At 67.9% G+C, this 14,907-nt stretch carries 15 protein-coding genes; 11 read left to right on the forward strand and 4 right to left on the reverse strand.

The window, feature by feature from the left end:
* Positions 1–40: 40 nt before the first annotated feature.
* A complete protein-coding gene (locus Q0599_RS07365; protein WP_298827784.1) occupies positions 41–709 on the reverse strand; it encodes a C40 family peptidase in 669 nt (222 codons plus the stop codon).
* A gap of 128 nt (positions 710–837) precedes the next feature.
* On the opposite strand from Q0599_RS07365, the gene Q0599_RS07370 reads away from it, so the two are divergent.
* A complete protein-coding gene (locus Q0599_RS07370) occupies positions 838–1,818 on the forward strand; it encodes an MDR family oxidoreductase (protein ID WP_298827787.1) in 981 nt (326 codons plus the stop codon).
* Positions 1,819–1,850: 32 nt separating this feature from the next.
* A complete protein-coding gene (locus Q0599_RS07375) occupies positions 1,851–3,788 on the forward strand; it encodes a propionate--CoA ligase (RefSeq protein WP_298827834.1) in 1,938 nt (645 codons plus the stop codon).
* A 183-nt stretch (positions 3,789–3,971) separates the two neighbouring features.
* On the opposite strand, the gene Q0599_RS07380 is transcribed toward Q0599_RS07375, so the two are convergent.
* The 3 genes from Q0599_RS07380 to Q0599_RS07390 form a co-directional block, all read right to left on the reverse strand.
* Positions 3,972–5,633, reverse strand: coding sequence for a PhoH family protein (locus tag Q0599_RS07380; RefSeq protein WP_298827789.1), 1,662 nt, complete (start codon positions 5,631–5,633; stop codon positions 3,972–3,974).
* Positions 5,634–5,800: 167 nt separating this feature from the next.
* A complete protein-coding gene (locus tag Q0599_RS07385) occupies positions 5,801–6,268 on the reverse strand; it encodes a peroxiredoxin (RefSeq protein ID WP_298827791.1) in 468 nt (155 codons plus the stop codon).
* Between the two features lie 94 nt (positions 6,269–6,362).
* Complete coding sequence (locus Q0599_RS07390) at positions 6,363–6,743, reverse strand: Mth938-like domain-containing protein (RefSeq protein WP_298827793.1); 381 nt, start codon at positions 6,741–6,743, stop codon at positions 6,363–6,365.
* Between the two features lie 46 nt (positions 6,744–6,789).
* Between Q0599_RS07390 and Q0599_RS07395 the strand changes: the two genes are divergently transcribed.
* The 9 genes from Q0599_RS07395 to Q0599_RS07435 form a co-directional block, all read left to right on the forward strand.
* Positions 6,790–8,016: a pyridoxal phosphate-dependent aminotransferase gene (locus Q0599_RS07395; protein WP_298827797.1), complete on the forward strand. Its 1,227-nt coding sequence runs from the start codon at positions 6,790–6,792 to the stop codon at positions 8,014–8,016.
* An 11-nt stretch (positions 8,017–8,027) separates the two neighbouring features.
* Positions 8,028–9,338, forward strand: coding sequence for a homoserine dehydrogenase (locus Q0599_RS07400; RefSeq protein ID WP_298827800.1), 1,311 nt, complete (start codon positions 8,028–8,030; stop codon positions 9,336–9,338).
* Positions 9,335–10,741, forward strand: coding sequence for a threonine synthase (gene thrC / locus Q0599_RS07405; RefSeq protein WP_298827803.1), 1,407 nt, complete (start codon positions 9,335–9,337; stop codon positions 10,739–10,741). Before Q0599_RS07400 ends, thrC begins: the two co-directional genes overlap by 4 nt.
* A gap of 17 nt (positions 10,742–10,758) precedes the next feature.
* Positions 10,759–11,364, forward strand: a complete 606-nt coding sequence (gene mobB / locus Q0599_RS07410; RefSeq protein ID WP_298827806.1) for a molybdopterin-guanine dinucleotide biosynthesis protein B — start codon at positions 10,759–10,761, stop codon at positions 11,362–11,364.
* Positions 11,306–12,514, forward strand: a complete 1,209-nt coding sequence (gene glp / locus Q0599_RS07415; protein WP_298827809.1) for a gephyrin-like molybdotransferase Glp — start codon at positions 11,306–11,308, stop codon at positions 12,512–12,514. The genes mobB and glp overlap by 59 nt, the downstream gene beginning before the upstream one ends.
* Positions 12,511–12,762: a MoaD/ThiS family protein gene (locus Q0599_RS07420; protein WP_298827812.1), complete on the forward strand. Its 252-nt coding sequence runs from the start codon at positions 12,511–12,513 to the stop codon at positions 12,760–12,762. The genes glp and Q0599_RS07420 overlap by 4 nt, the downstream gene beginning before the upstream one ends.
* 1 nt (position 12,763) lies before the next feature.
* Positions 12,764–13,252, forward strand: coding sequence for a molybdopterin synthase catalytic subunit MoaE (gene moaE / locus Q0599_RS07425; protein WP_298827815.1), 489 nt, complete (start codon positions 12,764–12,766; stop codon positions 13,250–13,252).
* A gap of 23 nt (positions 13,253–13,275) precedes the next feature.
* Positions 13,276–13,638 carry a fluoride efflux transporter CrcB gene (gene crcB, locus Q0599_RS07430; protein ID WP_298827836.1) on the forward strand — a complete coding sequence of 121 codons (363 nt, stop codon included), beginning with the start codon at positions 13,276–13,278 and terminating at the stop codon, positions 13,636–13,638.
* A gap of 81 nt (positions 13,639–13,719) precedes the next feature.
* On the forward strand, positions 13,720–14,907 hold a 1,188-nt coding region (locus Q0599_RS07435; protein WP_298827818.1), incomplete at its 3' end, for a Clp protease N-terminal domain-containing protein.

Raw genomic sequence — 14,907 nt, forward strand, 5'->3', positions numbered from 1 at the left:
TCGGCACGACCCCGGTGCGCGCGGGGGCTCCGCGCGGCGTTCAGTGCAGCACGCGGAAGGTCTCGGCGTCGAGAGGCGGCGCCGCGGCGGGCCGGGCCGCGCCTGCCGAAGTCGGCGTCACGTCCGCCAGCGGCTGCGCCCGTCTTGCGCCGGTGAAGCGCTTGCTCCAGTAGGCGTAACGCATGTCCTCGATGCGCACCTCGGCGCCCGTGCGCGGCGAGTGGATGAACTTGCCTTCGCCGATGTAGATGCCAACATGGGAGAAGGTGCGCTTCAGGGTGTTGAAGAACACCAGGTCGCCGGGCCGCAGCTCGTCTCGTCGAACCTTGACGAGCCCGGGGGCGCTTGCCTGCTCGTCGGCGCGGCGCGGCAGCAGCAGGCCGAGGCTCATCTCGAAGATGTGGCGCGTGAAGCCGCTGCAGTCGAAACCATGCTCGGCCGAGTTGCCACCGCGGCGGTAGGGCACGCCGAGGAAGTTCATCGCGCTAAGCACCATGTCGGAGGCCTTGTCGCGCATGGTCCGCACGAAGGCGTACTCAGCCGGTGGCACGGCGGGCGGGAGCTTGTCGGGCTCGGCGAGGCCGCGCTCGGCGAGCAGGCGGCCGAGGGGATCGGACGCCGCGTCGGTCGGTGTCGCCTGCACCACACCACCGGCCAGCGCCAGCAGGGCGGCTGCAACGAGGCAACGGGGGCGGGGCGGCTGGGGCATCGGCACGCAGCTTAGGTCAGGCCCTGCCTGACGTCAACCGGAAAAACTCAAGCATGACGGGTACTTGCAGCAGTTTCTTCAGGTAGCCCCGGCTGCGTTATCGTCGCAGCCATTGACGAGGAGACACCATGTTCAAGGCCCTGCTGCTGGAAAAGGACGAGGCCGGCTTTCGCGCTGGCATCCGCGAGCTCGACGAATCGGCGCTGCCGGAAGGCGATGTGCTGGTCGCGGTGGAACATTCGACGCTCAACTACAAGGACGGCTTGGCGATCACCAACCGCGGCCCGGTGGTGCGCAGCTGGCCGATGGTCGCGGGCATCGACGGCGCCGGACGGGTGCTGGAGAGCAGTCACCCGCAATGGAAGCCGGGCGACCTCGTCGTCCACAACGGCTGGGGCGTGGGCGAAACACGTTGGGGCTGCCTCGCACAGCGTGCGCGGCTCAAGGGCGACTGGCTGGTGCCACTGCCCACGGCCTTCAGCACGCGGCAGGCCATGGCCATCGGCACCGCCGGATACACCGCGATGCTGTGCGTGCTGGCGCTGGAGCGTCACGGCGTCCAGCCCGGCGACGGCGAGGTGCTTGTCACAGGCGCCACCGGTGGGGTGGGCAGCGTGGCGATCGCATTGCTCGCCCAGCTGGGGCACCGCGTGGTGGCAGCCACCGGCAAGGCCGCCGAGGCCGACTACCTGAAGCGGCTGGGCGCGAGCGCGGTGATCGACCGCGCCGAGCTGGCCTCCCCCGGCAAGCCGCTGCAGAAGGAACGCTGGGCGGCGGTGGTCGATGCGGTGGGCAGCCACACGCTGGTCAATGCCTGTGCGCAGACGCGCTGGGGTGGCGTGGTGGCTGCGTGCGGCCTGGCCGGTGGGGGTGACCTGCCGGGCACGGTGATGCCCTTCATCCTGCGCAGCGTGACGCTGGCGGGTGTCGACAGCGTGATGGCGCCGCAGCCGCTGCGCCGTCAGGCGTGGGAGCGGCTGGCGCGCGACCTCGACCCGGCGCTGCTCGACGCCATCGCCGTCGACATCCCGCTGGAGCAGGCAGTCGACCGTGCGCAGGACTTGATGTCGGGCAAGCTTCGTGGCCGCATCGTGGTCACCATCGGCTGAGCGTCAGACCCTCGTAAGAGCCTGCGCTTGAAATCCGTCGCCAGCGGACGACAAAAACCAGGAGACATGCCATGACGCGCTACGCCGACTTCCACCAGCGCTCGATCAGCGACCGCGACGGCTTCTGGGCCGAGCAGGCCCGGCTGATCGACTGGCAGCAGCCCTTCGAGAAGGTCTGCGACTACAGCAACCCGCCGTTCGCGCGCTGGTTTGTCGGCGGCAGGACCAACCTCTGTCACAACGCCGTGGACCGCCATCTGGCGACGCGTGCAGAACAGAACGCGCTGATCTTCGTCTCCACCGAGACCGAGCAGGAGAAGGCGTACAGCTTCCGCGAACTGCACGCCGAGGTCCAGCGCATGGCGGCAGTGCTGCAGGACCTGGGCGTGAAGCAGGGCGACCGCGTGCTGATCTACATGCCGATGATCGCCGAGGCAGCCTTCGCGATGCTGGCCTGCGCGCGCATCGGCGCGATCCACTCGGTGGTGTTCGGCGGCTTCGCGAGCGTGAGCCTGGCCAGCCGCATCGACGACGCCGAGCCGACGGTGATCGTCAGCGCCGACGCCGGCATGCGCTCGGGCAAGGTGGTGGCATACAAGCCGCTGCTCGACGAGGCGATCAAGCTTGCCAACCACAAGCCTGCCAAGGTGCTGCTGGTCGACCGTGGCCTGAGCCCGATGGAGAAGTCGGCCGGACGCGACGTCGACTATGCCGCGCTGCGCGAGAAGCACCTGAACACCGTCGTGCCCTGCGTGTGGGTCGACTCCACGCATCCGAGCTACACGCTGTACACCAGCGGCACCACCGGCAAGCCGAAGGGCGTGCAACGTGACACCGGCGGCTATGCGGTGGCGCTGGCCGCTTCGATGAAGCACATCTTCTGCGGCAACGCCGGCGAGACCTACTTCTCCACCAGCGACATCGGCTGGGTGGTCGGCCACAGCTACATCATCTACGGCCCGCTGATCGCAGGCATGGCCACCATCATGTACGAGGGCCTGCCGACACGCCCCGACGCCGGCATCTGGTGGAGCCTGGTCGAGAAGTACAAGGTGACGGCGATGTTCAGCGCACCCACGGCGGTGCGCGTCTTGAAGAAGCAGGATCCGGCCTTCCTGGCCAAGTACGACCTGTCGAGCCTGCGGGCGCTGTTCCTCGCCGGCGAGCCGCTGGACGAGCCGACGGCAAAGTGGATCGCCGAGAGCCTGGGCAAGCCGATCATCGACAACTACTGGCAGACCGAGACCGGCTGGCCGATCCTGACCATTGCCAACGGCGTCGAGAAGGCTCCGAGCAAGTTCGGCAGTCCTGGGGTGGCGATGTACGGCTACGACGTGAGGCTGATCGACGAGACCACCGGTGAGGAGGTCAAGGCACCGAACCAGAAGGGCGTGGTGGCGATCGCCGGCCCGCTGCCTCCGGGCTGCATGCAGACCGTGTGGCGAGACGACGCCCGCTTCGTGAAGACCTACTGGCAGAGCATCCCCGGCCAGATGCTCTACAGCACCTTCGACTGGGGCATCAAGGACGAGGACGGCTACTTTTTCATTCTCGGGCGCACCGACGACGTCATCAACGTCGCCGGCCATCGCCTGGGCACGCGCGAAATCGAGGAGAGCATCTCCAGCCACCCTGCGGTGGCCGAAGTGGCCGTGGTCGGCGTGGCCGACGCTCTGAAGGGCCAGGTGGCCATGGCCTTCGCGGTGCTGAAGGACGCGAGCCTCGCGGCCGATCCGGCCGCGCGCCTGAAACTCGAGGGCGAGGTGATGAAGACGGTCGACAGCCAACTCGGCGCCGTGGCGCGGCCGGCGCGCATCCATTTCGTCACGCTGCTGCCGAAGACCCGCTCGGGCAAGATGCTGCGCCGTGCGATCCAGGCGGTGTGCGAACAGCGCGATCCGGGTGACCTGACGACGATGGACGACCCGACGGCGTTGCAGCAAGTTCGTGACCTCGTCACACCGAAGTGATGCGATGGCACGGACCCCGGAAGGGGGCGGGGTGACGCGTAGGATCCGGCCCTGGCTGCCGCGCGCGGCGGCGTCCTAGCGGCGCAGCATTGCCAGCGACATCCTCCTTCGGTCCCCCAACGGACCGCGCCGCACTGCGCGAACTCGCCGCGCGTGCGTCCCGATGTCCGAATGTCCGGTGACTCAGAGCACTTCGGAGGCGAAATCTGCCAGCCGTGAGCGCTCCCCGCGGGCGAGCATGATGTGGCCGCTGTGCGGCCAGCCCTTGAATCGGTCCACCGCGTAGGTCAGACCCGAACTGCCCTCGGTGAGGTAGGGGGTGTCGATCTGGGCCAGGTTGCCCAGGCAGACGATCTTCGTGCCCGGCCCGGCGCGGGTGATCAGTGTCTTCATCTGCTTCGGGGTGAGGTTCTGCGCCTCGTCGATGATGACGAACTTATTGAGGAAGGTGCGCCCGCGCATGAAGTTCAGGCTCTTGATCTTGATCTTGCTGCGCACCAGGTCGTTCGTGGCAGCGCGGCCCCACTCCCCGGCGCCGCCGTCGGTGCGCGACAGCACCTCGAGGTTGTCGTCGAGGGCGCCCATCCACGGGCCCATCTTCTCCTCCTCGGTGCCGGGCAGGAAGCCGATGTCCTCTCCCACCGGCACGGTCACGCGCGTCACGATGATCTCGGTGTAGCGACGGTCGTCCATCACCTGCGAAAGGCCGGCGGCCAGCGTCATCAGTGTCTTGCCGGTGCCGGCGGTGCCGGTCAGCGTGATGAAGTCGCACTCCGGGTCCATCAGCAGGTTGAGCGCGAAGTTCTGCTCGCGGTTGCGCGCCGTCACGCCCCACACCGCATTCTTCGTGTGGGTGTACTCGCGCAGCGTGCGCAGCACGGCGGTCTTGCCGGTGATCTCGGTGACCTTGGCGTACAGCGGCGCTGCCCCCGGCGCCTCCAGGTAGACGAACTGGTTGACGAGCAGCACGGGCACCATCGGACCGCTGATGCGGTAGTAGGTCAGGCCGCCTTGCTGCCAGCTCTCCATTGTCTTGCCATGACGCTCCCAGAAGTCGGACGGCAGCGGCAGAACGCCGGTGTAGAGCAGGTCGCCGTCGTCCAGCGTCTTGTCGTTGAAGTAGTCCTCCGCCGGCAGACCCAGCGCACGCGCCTTGATGCGCATGTTGATGTCCTTGGACACCAGCACCACCTCGCGTCCCGGCTGCTGCTGGCGCAGCGCCTGCACGACGCCGAGGATCTGGTTGTCGGCCTTGCCCTGCGGCAGACCGGCAGGCAGGCTGACCTCGACCAGGTTGGTCTGAAAGAACAGCTTGCCGCCGGCCTCGCGATGCCCGGTCGCGTTCAGCGGCAAGCCGGTGGACATGCCCGATGCGTCGCGCGAGGGCATGCTGGCGGCCAATGCGTCGAGGTCGCGGCTGACCTGGCGGGCGTTGCGGGCGACCTCGGTCATGCCCTTCTTGTGGCTGTCGAGTTCCTCCAGCGTGATCATCGGCAGGTAGACGTCGTGTTCCTCGAAGCGGAACAGCGAGGTCGGATCGTGCATCAGCACGTTGGTGTCGAGCACGAACAGGCTGGCCGGGCCGCTGCCGCGCGGTGTCCGCGGGCGCGACTGTGTCGCGGGACGGACCGGCTTCGGAGTGGCGGCGGTGGTCGGCGTGGCGCGGGCGACCACCGGAGAGGCCTGTGCGGTGCCGTCGAAGAGATCCATCACCGCCGGCGAGGCGGGCTCGGCGGCGGTCCGGAGGGGGGCGGTGCGTTTGCCGGGTTTAGGCGCGGCCTGCGCTTCGAAGTCTGCGGGGGTGAGGAGGGCGGCTCGTTTGGCAGGCGGCTTCGGAAGTGGCATGGAGGCGGTCAGTGCGGCTGGAAAACAAAAAAGCCGCACAGTCGGCTGTGCGGCTTTCCGGGTGAACGTGTCTCGCGACTCACGTGCATGAAAATATTATGCACAAGATGGCGGGCGCTTCAACGACGCGCCGGCCGGACTGGAAACGAGATGCGACGGGCGCCCCTTCACTTCAAGGACTTGACCGCCTTGAGCACTTCCTCGACGTGGCCGGCGACCTTCAGGCCGCGCCACTCGGCACGCAGCGTGCCGCTGCCATCGATCAGGAAGGTGCTGCGCTCGATGCCCTTGACCTTCTTCCCGTACATGATCTTGTTCTTGACCACGCCGAACATGTGGCAGAGCTTTTCTTCGGTGTCGGCGATGAGTTCGAAAGGCAGTTCGAGGTTCTGCTTGAACTTTTCGTGCGAAGCCATGTTGTCGCGCGACACGCCGAACACCACCGCGCCGGCCTTGACGAAGTCCTTGTGGTGATCGCGGAACTGCATCGCCTCGGTCGTGCAGCCGGGGGTGTTGTCCTTGGGGTAGAAATACAGCACGACGGTCTTGCCGGCAAAGGCCTGCGGCGTGAACTTCACGCCTCCCGTGGCAAGCGCTTCAAAGTCCGGAAGGGGTTTGTTGAGGGCTGGCGTCATGGAGTTATGCTGCTCGGTTGCGCCCTGGCAGGCGTAGCCCGAAATTATAAGGCTTGCGACCGCCGCCCCCGGATGGGCCACCTGTCCCGCCGGCTCAACCCCCACGTTCGAAGATCAGCGCGGCCACGACCGAACGGCCCTCGGCCAGCAGCACGTTGTAGGTGCGGCAGGCGGCCGGCGTGTCCATCGTCTCGAAGCCGATGCGGCGGGCCATCAGCGCCCTGAGCAGCCCCGGCTTCGGGAAGCGCAGGCGACTGCCGCTGCCGAGGATCACGAGTTCGGGTGCGAGCGCCAGGACGGCGTCGAAGCTCGCTTCGTCCAACGCCTCGAAGCTGTCCACCGGCCAGCGAAGCACCTCGCCCCGCCACGGAACGATCACGCTCGCGCGGTGTTCGACGCCGCCGACGATCACGCCCTCGGGGGCGTGGCGGGTGATCGCATTCGTTCCCTCCGCGCGGTCGGCCTGCATCTTCATGGTTAAATTCTACGTTTTGCAGCGCAGCAGCGCCCCGGGAGACGCCTTGAAACCCATCGCCAAGTCGAGCAAGTTGGCCAATGTCTGCTACGACATCCGCGGGCCCGTGCTCGACAAGGCCCGGCAGATGCAGGAAGAGGGCCACAAGATCATCCAGCTGAACATCGGCAACCTCGCGGTGTTCGGGCTCGAGCCGCCCGACGAGATCGTGCAGGACATGATCCGCAACATGCCCCACACAGCAGGCTACACCGACAGCAAGGGCCTGTTCGCGCCGCGCAAGGCGGTGGTGCACTACACGCAGGAGAAGAACATCCGCGGCGTCACGGTGGACGATGTCTACCTCGGCAACGGGGCCTCCGAACTGATCACGATGAGCCTGAACGCCATGCTCAATACCGGCGACGAGGTCCTCATCCCGGCGCCCGACTACCCTCTGTACACCGCCTCGGTGGCGCTGTCCGGCGGCACGCCGGTGCACTATCTCTGCGACGAGTCGTCGGACTGGATGCCCGACATCGAGGACATCCGGCGCAAGGTGACGAGCAACACCAAGGCGATCGTCGTCATCAACCCGAACAATCCGACCGGCGCGCTCTACCCGGACAGCGTGCTGCAGCAGATCGTCGAGGTCGCGCGTGCGCACCAGTTGATCATCCTGGCCGACGAGATCTACGACAAGACGCTCTATGACGGCAACACCCATACCAGCATTGCCTCACTGGCCGACGACGTGCTGTGCCTGACCTTCAACGGCTTGTCGAAGAACTACCGTTCCTGCGGCTATCGCGCCGGCTGGATGGTGGTTTCGGGCGAGAAACGGCACGCGAGGGACTACATCGAAGGTCTGAACATGCTGGCATCGATGCGGCTGTGCTCGAACACGCCGGGGCAACTCGCGATCCAGACGGCCCTCGGCGGCTACCAGAGCATCAAGGACTTGGTGGCGCCCGGCGGGCGGCTGTGCCGGCAGCGCGACCTGGCGTACGACCTGCTGATGCAGATTCCGGGCGTGAGCGTCGTCAAGCCGAAGGCGGCCCTGTACATGTTCCCGAAGCTCGATCCGAAGGTCTATCCGATCGAGGACGACCAGCAGTTCGCGTACGAACTCCTGGCCGAGGAGAAGGTGCTGATCGTGCAGGGCACCGGATTCAACTGGCCGACACCGGATCACTTCCGCCTCGTCTTCCTGCCCAACGTCGACGACCTTGCCGAGGCGATCGGGCGCATCGCGCGCTTCCTTGATCACTATCGCAAACGGCATTCCCATTGAGTCATACGATCATGCAACCCATCCAAGTCGGCCTGCTCGGCATCGGCACCGTCGGCGGCGGCACCTTCGCCGTGCTGCAACGCAACCAGGAAGAGATCCGGCGCCGGGCCGGCCGCGAGATCCGCATCAGCATGGTGGCGGATCTCGACGTCGAGCGGGCACGCAAGATCGTCGGCGATGCTGCCGAGGTGGTGAACGATGCCCGCCAGGTGATCGCCAACCCCGCGATCGACATCGTCGTCGAGCTCATCGGCGGCTACAGCATTGCCAGGACGCTGGTGCTCGAGGCCATCGCCGCCGGCAAGCATGTGGTCACGGCCAACAAGGCGCTGCTGGCGGTGCACGGCACCGAGATCTTCGCGGCCGCGCGCGAGAAGGGCGTCGTCGTCGCCTTCGAAGCCGCGGTGGCCGGCGGCATTCCGATCATCAAGGCGCTGCGCGAGGGCCTGACCGCCAACCGCATCGAGTGGGTGGCGGGCATCATCAACGGCACCACCAACTTCATCCTCTCCGAGATGCGCTCCAAGGGGCTGGATTTCGGTGTCGTGCTGAAGGAGGCTCAGCGGCTGGGCTACGCCGAGGCCGATCCCACCTTCGACATCGAAGGCATCGACGCAGCGCACAAGGCGACGATCATGAGCGCGATCGCCTTCGGCATTCCGGTGCAGTTCGACAGGGCCTACGTCGAGGGCATCACCCGGCTGCAGGCGGCCGACATCCGCTACGCCGAGCAGCTCGGCTACCGCATCAAGCTGCTGGGCATCACCAAACGCCGGGAAAAGGGCATCGAGTTGCGCGTGCACCCGACGCTGATCCCGTCCACGAGGCTGATTGCCAACGTCGAGGGCGCCATGAACGCCGTCGTCGTGCATGGCGACGCCGTGGGCACGACGCTCTACTACGGCAAGGGAGCCGGCGCGGAGCCCACGGCCTCGGCGGTGATCGCCGATCTCGTCGACATCACCCGGCTGCACACCGCCGATCCCGACCACCGCGTGCCGCATCTCGCCTTCCAGCCCGGCGCCATGCAGGACACGCCGATCCTGCCGATGGCCGACGTGGTGACCTCGTTCTACCTGCGGCTGCAGGTGGCCGACCAGACCGGCGTGCTGGCGCGCATCACCGGCATCCTCGCCGACCACGGCATCTCGATCGATGCGGTGCTGCAGCGCGAATCCGCCGAGGGCGAGGCGCAGACCGACCTGATCATCCTCACCCACGACACCGTCGAGGGCAAGATGGACGAGGCGCTGGCGCAGATGCAGGCGCTGCCGACGGTGCTGGCGCCGATCGTGCGGATCAGGAAAGAAGAACTGAAGTGAAGTACATCAGCACCCGCGGCGACGACACGCCGCGCGGTTTCTCCGAGATCCTGCTCGAGGGCCTGGCGCCGGACGGAGGCCTGTACCTGCCGACACACTACCCGAAGGTCGATGCCGCGGTGCTGTCGCGCTGGCGCGGCCTGTCCTATGCGGAACTGGCCTTCGAGATCCTGTCGCTCTACATCGACGACATCCCGGCGGCCGACCTGAAGCGGCTGGTCTCTCAGACCTACACCGAGCAGGTGTTCGGCACCCGCGAGATCGTGCCGCTGAAGCGGCTTGAGCCCGGCCTCTATCTCGAGGCGCTGTCGAACGGCCCGACGCTCGCCTTCAAGGACATGGCGATGCAGCTGCTCGGCGCGCTGTTCGAGTACGAGCTCGCGCGGCGCGGCCAGACCCTGAACATCCTCGGTGCAACCTCTGGCGACACCGGCAGCGCGGCCGAGTACGCGATGCGCGGCAAGAAGGGCGTCAGCGTCTTCATGCTCAGCCCGCAAGGCCGCATGAGCCCGTTCCAGCAGGCGCAGATGTTCAGCCTGCAGGACGCGAACATCCACAACATCGCCATCGAGGGCGTGTTCGACGATTGCCAGGACATCGTCAAGGCAGTCTCCAACGATCTCGATTTCAAGCGACGCTGGAAGATCGGCACGGTCAACTCGATCAACTGGGCGCGCCTGCTCGCGCAGGTCGTCTACTACTTCGCAGGCTACTTCCAGGCCACGACGACGAACGACGAGCGAGTCAGTTTCGCCGTGCCCTCGGGCAACTTCGGCAACATCTGCGCCGGCCACGTGGCACGCATGATGGGCCTGCCGATCCACCGCCTGGTGCTGGCCACCAACGAGAACAACGTGCTCGACGAGTTCTTCCGCACCGGCACCTACCGCGTGCGCGGCGCGGCGGAAACGCACGAGACCTCCAGCCCGTCGATGGACATCAGCAAGGCGTCGAACTTCGAGCGCTTCGTGTTCGACCTGCTGGAGCGCGACGCGGCACGCACGAGAGCGCTGTTCCATGACGAGATCGGCAGGAAGGGCGCCTTCACGCTGGCGCCGGCCGAGTTCGCGCGCATCCCCCGGTACGGCTTCGTCTCCGGCACCAGCAGCCATGCCGACCGCCTGGCGATCATCCGCGACACCGCACGGCGCTGCGGCACGGTGATCGACACCCACACCGCCGACGGCCTGAAGGTGGCGCGCGAGCATCTCGACCCGGGCGTGACGATGATCGTTCTCGAGACCGCGCTGCCTGCCAAGTTCTCCGCCACCATCGTCGAGGCGCTGGGCCGCGAACCCGAGCGTCCTGCCGCGCTGTCCGGCATCGAGCAACTCCCCAAGCGATTCAAGGTCATGCCGGTGGACACGCAGGCGGTGAAGGACTACATCGCCCAGAATGGCTGAATGAGGGGCGCCGCTGCATGAAGGTCGTCGGATTTTCCGGATTCTCGGGCTCGGGCAAGACCACGCTGGTCGAGCAGGTCATTGCCAGGCTGCGCCTGGCGGGCCAGCGCGTCTCGGTGGTCAAGCACGCGCACCACCACTTCGACATCGACCACCCGGGCAAGGACTCCCACCGGCACCGCGAGGCCGGAGCCTTCGAGGTGGTGATCGCATCGGACCGGCGGCTGGCCAAGATCCGCGAGTTCGAGATGCGCGGCAATCCGACCGTGCACCAGCTGCTCGCCGAGCTGTACGAAGTTGACTGGGTGCTGGTCGAGGGCTTCAAGCAGGCCGACGTTCCGAAGATCGAGATCTGGCGTGCCGAGACGGCCAAGCCGGTGCAGTACCCCCACGACCCGTTCATCGTCGCCGTCGCCACCGACAGCCCGCAGCAGCTGCCGCACCCGACCGGACTGCCACTGCTGGACCTCAACGATCCGGACGCGGTGACCGAATTCCTGCTTGCCGATCCAGCCCGCTATGACTACCGCTCCCCCTTCGACGACGCCTTCGCCGCGGGCGCCGATGCTGACGCTGGACGAGGCGCTCGGCCGGCTGCTGAGCGCGATCCGTCCGCTGGCTGAGCCTGAGCCGGTCGCCACCTTCGACGCGCTCGGTCGAGTGCTGGCCACCGGCGTGCGCTCGGCGCTCGACGTGCCGCCGGCCGACAACACCTCCATGGACGGCTATGCGCTGCGCTGTGCCGACGTGACGGCAGCCGGCGCCGTGCTCGCGGTCGCGCAGCGCATCCCGGCCGGCACCGTGGGTCTGCCGCTCGGGCCGGGCACCGCCGCGCGCATCTTCACCGGCGCACAGGTGCCGCCCGGCGCCGATGCGGTGGTCATGCAGGAGCAGTGCGAAGCACTCGGTGAGCAGGTGCGCGTGAACGCGGTGCCGCAGCCGGGACAGTGGATCCGCCGCCGCGGCGAGGACGTGCAGCAGGGCGCCGAAGTGCTGGCGGCCGGCACGCGCCTGACGCCGCAGGCGCTCGGCCTCGCGGCCTCGGTGGGCGCGGCGACGCTCAGCGTGTCGCGGCGGCCCCGCGTGGCGTTGTTCTCCACCGGCGACGAATTGGTCATGCCGGGCCAGCCGCTCAAGCCGGGTGCGATCTACAACTCCAACCGCTTCACGCTTCGCGGGCTGATCCAGGCGCTGGGCTGCGAGTGCAACGACCTCGGCATCGTGCCGGACCGGCTTGACGCCACCCGCGCGGCCCTGCGCGAGGCGGCGCAGGGCAACGATCTGATCGTCACTTCGGGCGGTGTCTCGGTGGGCGAAGAAGACCACCTGCGCCCGGCCGTGCAAGCCGAGGGCCGCATCGACCTGTGGCAGATCGCCATCAAGCCGGGCAAGCCGCTGGCGTTCGGCGAGGTGCGCCGTGCCGACGGCTCGAAGGCGTGGTTCATCGGCCTGCCCGGCAATCCGGTGTCGAGCTTCGTCACCTTCGCGCTGGTCGTGCGGCCGGTGCTGATGGCGCTGCAGGGTGCGCCGGCCGGCCTGCCGCGGGCCGTGCCGATGCGCGCCGACTTCGACTGGCCCCGGCCCGACAAGCGCCGCGAGTTCCTGCGCGTGCGCCGCAATCGGGAGGGCGGGCTCGACCTGTTCCCCAACCAGAGTTCCGGCGTGCTGACCTCGGCCGTCTGGGGTGACGGCGTGGTGGACAATCCCTCCGGGCAGGCCATCCGACGCGGCGAAGTGGTCGCCTTCCTGCCGTTCTGCGAATTGCTCTCATGAAGATCCAGGTGCGCTATTTCGCCTCCATCCGCGAGGCTCTCGGCCCGGGCGAGACGCTCGAACTGCCCGCCGGTGCGACCGTCGCCGCAGCGCGCGATGCGCTGATCGCGCTGGGCGAGGCGCATGCGGCGGCGCTGGCGCGCGGCCGGGCGCTGCGCAGCGCGTTGAACCAGGCGCTGTGCGAGGAGTCGGCGGCGCTCGCCGACGGCGCCGAACTGGCATTCTTCCCGCCCGTCACCGGAGGCTGAGATGACGGTCCCGCGCGTGCGCATCCAGACGCAGGACTTCGATCTCGGCACCGAGGTCGCCGCGCTGCGCGCCGCCGACCCCGGCGTCGGCGCCGTCGCCAGCTTCGTCGGCACGGTGCGCGACCGCAACGACGGCTTGGGCGTCAGCGCGATGGAACTGGAGCATTACCCCGGCATGACCGAGAAGGCGATCGAGGCCATGATCGACGAAGCCTTCCGGCGTTTCGACATCCGTGCCGCGCGCGTCATCCATCGCGTCGGGCCTTTGAAGCCGCTCGACCAGATCGTGCTGGTGGTGGTGACCTCGGCGCATCGGGGCGCCGCCTTCCAGGCCTGCGAATTCCTGATGGACTACCTGAAGACGCAGGCGCCGTTCTGGAAAAAGGAGCACACGCCCGACGGCGCGCGCTGGGTCGACGCACGCGTCAGTGACGATGCGGCGCTGGCGCGCTGGGGTATCACGGCGGGCAACGCCGGGCCGTCGGCGTGACCACCGCCGCCGCCTGGGCGCAGATGCTGGCGGTGGCCACCGGGGCAGCGATCGGCGCGCTGGTGCGCTGGGGCGCCGGGCTGTGGCTGAACGCCCGCTGGGCCGGATTTCCGCTGGGCACGCTGTTCGTCAATTGCGTCGGTGGACTGCTCATCGGCGCGGCGCTGGCATGGCTGGAGCGCACGCCCGACGAGATGATGCGCCTGCTGCTCGTCACCGGCTTCCTCGGCGGCCTGACCACGTTCTCAGCCTTCTCGGCGGAGTCGCTGCTGCTGCTCCAGCGCGGGCACTGGGCGCTGGCCGTCGGTCACACGCTCAGCCACGTGCTGGGCGCGCTGGCCTGTGCGGCACTGGGATTCCGGCTCGTCGACGCGCTGCTTGGTTGATCTGCCTCAGTGGCGCCGGCGCGGCGTCACTTGAAATGGCGGCCGCACCGCCTCAGATCGGTCGCAATCGGAGGTTTTTCCATGCGACAGGACAAGTTGACCAGCCAGTTCCAGCAGGCCCTCGCCGAGGCTCAGAGCCTTGCGGTGACCCGCGACAACCCGTACATCGAGCCCGTGCACGTGCTCGGCGCGATGCTCTCCCAGGACGACGGGCCGCGGGCGCTGCTCGAGCGCGCCGGCGTGAGGCTGCCGGCGCTGCAGACGGCGGTGGACACCACGCTGAACGGCCTGCCGCAGGTGCAGGGTGGGGAGCCGGTGGGGGCCGGCCGTGACCTGGTCTCTCTGCTGCAGGCCGCCGAGAAGGAAGCCGCGAAGCGTGGCGACCAGTTCATCGCCAGCGAGATGTTCCTGCTCGCGCTGTCCGACGCCAAGACGGACCTGGCCGGGGTGGTGCGTGGCCATGGCCTGACCCGCAAGGGCCTGGAAGCCGCGATCGAGGCCGTGCGCGGTGGCCAGAAGGTCGACAGCCCGGAGGCCGAAGGCCAGCGCGAGGCGCTGAAGAAGTACACGCTGGACCTCACCGAGCGCGCCCGCCTGGGCAAGCTCGACCCGGTGATCGGCCGCGACGACGAAATCCGCCGCGCCATCCAGGTGCTGCAGCGGCGCACGAAGAACAACCCGGTGCTGATCGGCGAGCCTGGCGTGGGCAAGACGGCGATCGTCGAAGGCCTGGCGCAACGCATCGTCGCCGGCGAAGTGCCCGATTCGCTGAAGGGCAAACGGGTGCTGGTGCTCGACATGGCCTTGCTGCTTGCCGGTGCGAAGTACCGCGGTGAATTCGAGGAACGCCTGAAGAACGTGCTCAAAGAGCTGTCGCAGGATGCGGGGCAGACCATCGTCTTCATCGACGAACTGCACACGATGGTGGGCGCCGGCAAGGCCGAGGGCGCCATGGACGCCGGCAACATGCTCAAGCCGGCGCTGGCGCGCGGCGAACTGCACTGCATCGGCGCGACCACGCTGGATGAATACCGCAAGTACATCGAGAAGGACGCCGCGCTGGAGCGCCGCTTCCAGAAGATCCTCGTCGGCGAGCCGACCGTGGAAGCGACCATTGCCATCCTGCGCGGCCTGCAGGAGAAATACGAGGTGCACCACGGCGTGGAGATCACCGACCCGGCGATCGTCGCCGCGGCGGAGCTCAGCCACCGCTACATCACCGACCGCTTCCTGCCCGACAAGGCGATCGACCTGATCGACGAGGCCGCC

Source organism: uncultured Piscinibacter sp., from assembly GCF_937952055.1.
Lineage (GTDB): Bacteria > Pseudomonadota > Gammaproteobacteria > Burkholderiales > Burkholderiaceae_C > Piscinibacter.

Bases quoted from the DNA above. Each gene is read 5' to 3' on its own strand.
- Q0599_RS07365 (WP_298827784.1), bottom strand. From the start codon at position 709: ATGCCCCAGCCGCCCCGCCCCCGTTGCCTCGTTGCAGCCGCCCTGCTG.
- Q0599_RS07370 (WP_298827787.1), top strand. From the start codon at position 838: ATGTTCAAGGCCCTGCTGCTGGAAAAGGACGAGGCCGGCTTTCGCGCT.
- Q0599_RS07380 (WP_298827789.1), bottom strand. From the start codon at position 5,633: ATGCCACTTCCGAAGCCGCCTGCCAAACGAGCCGCCCTCCTCACCCCC.
- Q0599_RS07385 (WP_298827791.1), bottom strand. From the start codon at position 6,268: ATGACGCCAGCCCTCAACAAACCCCTTCCGGACTTTGAAGCGCTTGCC.
- Q0599_RS07390 (WP_298827793.1), bottom strand. From the start codon at position 6,743: ATGAAGATGCAGGCCGACCGCGCGGAGGGAACGAATGCGATCACCCGC.
- Q0599_RS07400 (WP_298827800.1), top strand. From the start codon at position 8,028: ATGCAACCCATCCAAGTCGGCCTGCTCGGCATCGGCACCGTCGGCGGC.
- mobB (WP_298827806.1), top strand. From the start codon at position 10,759: ATGAAGGTCGTCGGATTTTCCGGATTCTCGGGCTCGGGCAAGACCACG.
- glp (WP_298827809.1), top strand. From the start codon at position 11,306: ATGCTGACGCTGGACGAGGCGCTCGGCCGGCTGCTGAGCGCGATCCGT.
- Q0599_RS07420 (WP_298827812.1), top strand. From the start codon at position 12,511: ATGAAGATCCAGGTGCGCTATTTCGCCTCCATCCGCGAGGCTCTCGGC.
- moaE (WP_298827815.1), top strand. From the start codon at position 12,764: ATGACGGTCCCGCGCGTGCGCATCCAGACGCAGGACTTCGATCTCGGC.
- crcB (WP_298827836.1), top strand. From the start codon at position 13,276: ATGCTGGCGGTGGCCACCGGGGCAGCGATCGGCGCGCTGGTGCGCTGG.